Origin of the sequence: Arthrobacter sp. GCM10027362, assembly GCF_042679445.1 — a bacterium.
Lineage (GTDB): Bacteria > Actinomycetota > Actinomycetes > Actinomycetales > Micrococcaceae > Crystallibacter.
In genome coordinates, this window is the sequence record NZ_JBHTML010000228.1 from 1 (window position 1) to 5,485 (window position 5,485).

Sequence of the window (5,485 nt, forward strand, 5' to 3'; positions counted from 1 at the left end):
CGTCCTGCTGCTGCTCGGCGGTGCCGGCGCGCAGGCTTCGCCGCTGCCGCCGCTGGATCCGGCCAACCCCACGGCTCCCGCGGTCCCCGGCAGCGGCGGGCTGTCGGTGGAAATCAACGGCCCGGACGGCACGCCCTCCTCCGCCGTCGTCACGCTGCTGGGCATCACGCTGCTCGCGGTGGCGCCGGCGCTGCTGCTGATGATGACGTCCTTCACCAAGATCTTCGTGGTGCTGGCGATGACCCGGAACGCGCTCTCGCTGCCCTCGATCCCGCCGAACCAGGTGCTGGCCGGACTGGCGCTGTTCCTGTCCCTGTTCATCATGTGGCCGGTGGTCACCGAGGTGAACAGCCTGGGCGTACAGCCCTACCTCGAAGGCAGGATCGATTTCGGCGCGGCGCTGGAGGCCGCGTCCGGTCCGCTGCAGCAGTTCATGCTCGGGCACACCCGGCAGGAGGACCTGGCCTTGATGACCCGGGCGGCCGGCCTGGACAACCCCGCGGATCCGGCGGATGTGCCGCTGCAGACGCTGATCCCGGCGTTCATGATTTCCGAGCTGCGCGCGGCCTTCATCATCGGCTTCGTCATCTTCGTGCCGTTCCTGGTTATCGACCTGGTGGTTTCGGCGGCGCTGATGTCCATGGGCATGATGATGCTGCCGCCGGTGATGATCTCCCTGCCGTTCAAGATCCTGCTGTTCGTGCTGGTGGACGGCTGGGGGCTGGTCATCACCTCGCTGATCTCCAGCTACCAGGGATCCTAGGGAGGCAGTTGATGGATACCAGTGCGGTGCTGGACATCGGCCTGCAGGGACTGTTCGTGGCCGCCAAGCTTTCGGCGCCGGTGCTGTTGACGGCGCTGGTGGTCGGCTTCGCGGTGTCCCTGGTCCAGTCCATGACCCAGATCCAGGAGGTCACGCTGTCCTTCGTGCCCAAGGCGATCGCCGTGGCGCTGGCCCTGCTGGTCTGCGGGCACTGGATGATCACCGAGATGGTCAGCTTCACCCACCAGCTGTTCGAAAAAATCCCCGGCCTGCTGGGCGGGAACTGAGATGTCCATTCCCCTGGACCAGCACTGGCTCGAGGCCGTCATGCTCGCCGGCGTGCGCATGGTGGCTTTCCTGGTGGTGGCCCCGCCGTTTTCCTACCGGGCAATCCCGGCACGGATCAAGGCGATGCTCGGCGTGGGCCTGGCGCTGGCGGTCTCCCCGCAGGTGGTGCCCGGCTACAGGTCCCTGGACACCGCCGGGTACTTCGGTGCCCTGGTGCTGGAACTGTTCACCGGCGCGGTGCTCGGCTTCCTGGTGCTCGTGGTCTTCTCCGCGGTCCAGTCCGCCGGCAACCTGATCGACCTGTTCGGCGGCTTTTCACTGGCCCAGGCCTTCGACCCGCAGTCCCAGGTCAACGGCGCCCAGTTCACCCGGCTGTTCCAGATGACCGCGCTGGCCCTGTTGTTCGCCTCGGACGGCTATCAGCTGATCATCGGCGGGCTGGTCCGCACCTTCACCGCGCTGCCGCTGGGCGGCGGCCTCGACCTGGCCGCGCCGGTGCAGGCGATGGCCACCGCGGTCACGCAGATGTTTTTGGCCGCGGTGCAGATCGCCGGACCGCTGCTGGTGGTGCTGTTCCTGGCCGACGCCGGCCTGGGCCTGCTCACCCGCGTGGCCCCGGCGCTGAACGCCTTCGCCCTGGGGTTCCCGCTGAAGATCCTGCTCACCCTGGCCCTGGCCTCGGTGGTGTTCGTGGTGCTGCCGCGGGTGGTCTCCTCGCTGGTGCAGCAGGCGGCCGGCGCGCTGCTGGGGGTGGGCTAGGTGTCCGATGCCGAGGAGCGCACAGAGCAGGCCACCGGGAAACGGATGAGGGAGGTCCGGTCCAAGGGCCAGCTGTCCCGGTCCCAGGACGTGACCGCCTGGGTGGGCGTGGCCGCCGCCGCCCTGATGCTGCCTGCCGCCGTCACCCGGGGCGCGGAGGCCGCCTCCGAGCAGCTCGTCGCCGTCCGGACGCTGGCCGCCAACCCGGATCCGGACACCGCGCTGCAGGCGCTGGCGGAGGGGCTCGGCTCCATCGGGCACGTCCTCGGCCCGCTGCTGGCCGTCGTCGTGCTGGCGGTGGCGGCCAGCGCCGCGCTGCAGGGCGGGATCCACTTCAAGAAGTTCCGGCTGGAGACGGAGCACCTGAACCTGCTCAACGGGCTGAAACGCACCTTCGGAACCCAGGCCCTCTGGCAGGGGGCCAAGGCGCTGCTGAAAACGCTCGCCGTCGGCCTGGTCCTGTACCTGGTGGTCCAGGACCTGGTGCCGGTGCTGATGACCGCCGGCGGGCTGTCCGTCTCGGCGCTGCTGGATACGGCCGGGGCCGGCACCGCCACGCTGGTGCGCACCGCGGTGATCGCCGGACTGGCGCTGGCCGCGGCCGATATCCTGGTGGTGCTGCGCCGGAACCGGAAGAAAACCCGGATGACCAAGAAGGAAGTCCGGGACGAGAACAAGAACTCGGACGGGGATCCGCTGATTAAATCCCAGCGCCGCTCCCGGCAGCTGGCCATGAGCCGCAACCGGATGATCGCCGCCGTCGCCGGGGCCGATGTCGTCATGGTCAACCCAACCCATTACGCCGTGGCGCTGAAGTACGAGCCGGGCAAATCCGCCCCGCGCGTGGTGGCCAAGGGCGCCGGGACCATCGCCGCGCGCCTCCGCGAGGAAGCCGAAGCCAAGCGCGTGCCGATGGTCCGGGACGTGCCGCTGACCCGGGCGCTGCACGCGGCCTGCGAGATCGGCCAGGAGATCCCGGTGGAGCTTTACAACGCGGTGGCCCGGGTGCTCGCCTTTGTGATGGCGCTGAAATCCCGCGGCGCCGCCGCCGGCATGCACACCCTGGCCCGGCCCGCCCTGTCCGAACCCGCCATGACCGACGCTGCACCAGCCCGATCCGAACACAGGGACTGAAGATGAAACGCAACCTGTCCAAGCTCGCCGTGCCCCTCGGGGTGGTCGGCATCATCATGCTGCTGGTGGTCCCCGTCCCGGTGGGGATCCTGGACTTCCTGATCGCGGTGAACATCCTGTTCGCCCTGGTGATCCTGCTGACCACCATGTTCGTGAAGAAGCCGCTGGACTTCTCCGTGTTCCCCTCCCTGCTGCTGGTGGCCACGCTGTTCCGGCTGGGCCTGAACGTGGCCTCCACCCGGCTGGTCCTGGGCGAGGGCTACGCCGGCAAGGTCATCGAGGCCTTCGGGCACGTGGCCGTGGGCGGCTCGATGATCATCGGCGTGGTGGTGTTCCTGATCCTGGTGGTCATCCATTTCGTGGTGGTCACCAAGGGAGCCGAGCGCGTGGCCGAGGTGGGCGCGCGCTTCACCCTCGATGCCATGCCCGGCAAGCAGATGGCCATCGACGCGGACCTGAACGCCGGGCTGATCACGGACAGCCAGGCGCGCGAGCGGCGTGCCGCCGTCTCGGCGGAGGCGGATTTCTACGGGGCCATGGACGGCGCCTCCAAGTTCGTCAAGGGCGACGCCATCGCGGGCCTGCTCATCATCATTATCAACCTTGTGGGCGGCATCGCCATCGGCATGCTCCAGCGCGGCCAGGACATCATGGACGCCGTCCAGACCTATTCGCTGCTGACCATCGGGGACGGGCTGGTCACCCAGATCCCGGCCCTGCTGATGGCCGTGTCCACCGGCATGATCGTCACCCGCTCCAACGCGGAGGCGGACATGGGCTCCACCGCCTCCGCCCAGCTGTCCCAGTCCCGCAATGCCCTGATGATCGCCGGCGGCGCCGCGGTCGTGCTGGCGCTGATCCCGGGCATGCCGAAGATTCCGTTCGTGCTCGTGGGCGCCTTCCTGCTGTTCGCGGCGCAGAAGCTCAAGGCCTCGGAGGCGGCGCGCCTGGCCGGCGACGAGGCCGCTGCCGCCGCCGCGAGTGCCCCAGCGGCGGACAGCACCGAGGACCTGATCGAGCAGATGCGCGTGCACGCGCTGGAGATCCAGCTCGCGCCGGACCTGGTGGACCTGGTCTCCGGCGGACCGGACGACCTGCTCGCCCGGGTGCGGGCACTGCGCCGGAAGATCGCCATGGACCTGGGCATCGTGGTGCCGCCGGTGCGCACCCGGGACAGCATCGACCTGCCTTCGGCCACCTATGTGATCCGGATTGCCGGGGTGGAAGCCGGCCGCGGCCTGGCCCCGGCCGGGAAGGTGCTGGCGCTGGGGGAGAACCTGGAGGCGCTGCCGGGCACGGCCACGGTGGAACCGGTCTTCGGCCTGGCCGGCAAGTGGGTGCCGGCCGAGATGCGCCACAGCGCCGAGATGGCCGGCGCCACCGTGATCGACAGGGTCTCCGTGCTGGTGACCCACCTGTCCGCGATGATCACCGGCAATGCCGCCCGGCTGCTCACCCGGGAGGATGTGCGCGTGCTGACCGAGGGGGTCAAGGCGGTGAATCCCTCGGCGGTGGAGGAACTGGTGCCCTCCGTGCTGACCCTGGCCGAGGTCCAGCGCGTGCTGCAGGGGCTGCTGGCCGAGCAGATCCCGATCAACGACCTGCCCCGGATCTACGAGGCCCTCGCCCTGCGCGCGCGGGTCTCCACCGAGCCGGAGGGCCTGGTCGAGGCGGCCCGGCAGGCGCTCGGTCCTGCGCTGACCGCCCAGTACTTGGATGGGCAGCTGCTGCGCGTCATCATGATCGATCCGGTGCTGGAGCAAAGCATGCTCGAGGGCCTGCGGCCCTCCGAGCACGGCACCCAGATCCTGCTGGCTCCGGACCGCACCGAGGCAGTGGTCCAGTCGCTGCAGGAGGCGGTCCGGAACGTGGAGGCCAATGGGCTGACCGCTGTCCTGGTCTGCGCGCCGGCACTGCGGCCGGCAATCCGCCGGCTGGTCTCGGCCCAGGCCGGGGGCCTGCCGGTGCTCTCCTACCAGGAGGTCACCGCCGCGAATGTGAAGATCGAGACCGTGGGGGTGGTCCGTGTCGCCGACACGGTTGCAGCTTAAAGGCACCTCGCTGCAGGAACTGCGCGCCCAGGTGCTTGCCGAGCACGGCACGGCGGCGCGGATCGTGGCGGCCGAGAAGGTCACGGTCGGCGGGATCCGCGGTTACCTGGCCCGGCACCACTACGAGGTTACGGTGGAAATTCCGGACCGCCCCGGGCCGCCGGACGCCGGAACGGATGCGGCGCGGGGCACCGGAACGGATACCGCAGCGGAGCAGGGCTGGCGCCGCGCCCATGCGCTGGATGCCCCGAGGCGGGCGGGGATCGCCGCGCTGCTGGCGGAGGCCGAGGCACTCGAAGCGAAGCTGCACGGCCGGCCGCCGGAACTGGACGTTTCCACCGGCTCGGGCGGCTTCGCCAGGCTCATGGATGATCTGACCTTCAACACCGGCCAGACTCCGGCCGCCCTTCCCGCCGGCGGCCCGGATGCCGGCCGGGCCGTACGGCTGCCGGAGGCGCCGGCTTCCATCGAAGCGGAGACGGCCCTGCCG

The 5,485-nt window shown here is 70.0% G+C and carries 6 protein-coding genes; all 6 read left to right on the forward strand.

Annotated features, from left to right (window positions below; genetic code table 11):
* Positions 1-4 precede the first annotated feature (4 nt).
* Positions 5-763 (forward strand): flagellar type III secretion system pore protein FliP, encoded by a 759-nt coding sequence (gene fliP / locus ACFQ36_RS20285; protein ID WP_377016962.1) that lies wholly within the window; start codon positions 5-7, stop codon positions 761-763.
* 11 nt (positions 764-774) lie between these two features.
* Entirely contained in the window at positions 775-1,050 is a 276-nt protein-coding gene (fliQ, locus tag ACFQ36_RS20290) for a flagellar biosynthesis protein FliQ (protein ID WP_377016952.1), read from the forward strand.
* Between the two features lies 1 nt (position 1,051).
* Positions 1,052-1,810 carry a flagellar biosynthetic protein FliR gene (locus tag ACFQ36_RS20295; protein ID WP_377016954.1) on the forward strand — a complete coding sequence of 253 codons (759 nt, stop codon included), beginning with the start codon at positions 1,052-1,054 and terminating at the stop codon, positions 1,808-1,810.
* Positions 1,811-2,944, forward strand: a complete 1,134-nt coding sequence (locus ACFQ36_RS20300) for a flagellar biosynthesis protein FlhB (RefSeq protein WP_377016956.1) — start codon at positions 1,811-1,813, stop codon at positions 2,942-2,944. It abuts the gene before it with no gap.
* A 2-nt stretch (positions 2,945-2,946) separates the two neighbouring features.
* Positions 2,947-4,995, forward strand: a complete 2,049-nt coding sequence (locus ACFQ36_RS20305) for a flagellar biosynthesis protein FlhA (RefSeq protein ID WP_377016958.1) — start codon at positions 2,947-2,949, stop codon at positions 4,993-4,995.
* Positions 4,970-5,485, forward strand: a 516-nt coding sequence (locus ACFQ36_RS20310) for a hypothetical protein (protein WP_377016960.1), incomplete at its 3' end; no start/stop codon positions are given. The genes ACFQ36_RS20305 and ACFQ36_RS20310, both read left to right, overlap by 26 nt.

Coding starts and splice junctions, on each gene's coding strand:
- fliQ (WP_377016952.1), top strand. CDS start 775: ATGGATACCAGTGCGGTGCTGGACATCGGCCTGCAGGGACTGTTCGTG.
- ACFQ36_RS20295 (WP_377016954.1), top strand. CDS start 1,052: ATGTCCATTCCCCTGGACCAGCACTGGCTCGAGGCCGTCATGCTCGCC.
- ACFQ36_RS20305 (WP_377016958.1), top strand. CDS start 2,947: ATGAAACGCAACCTGTCCAAGCTCGCCGTGCCCCTCGGGGTGGTCGGC.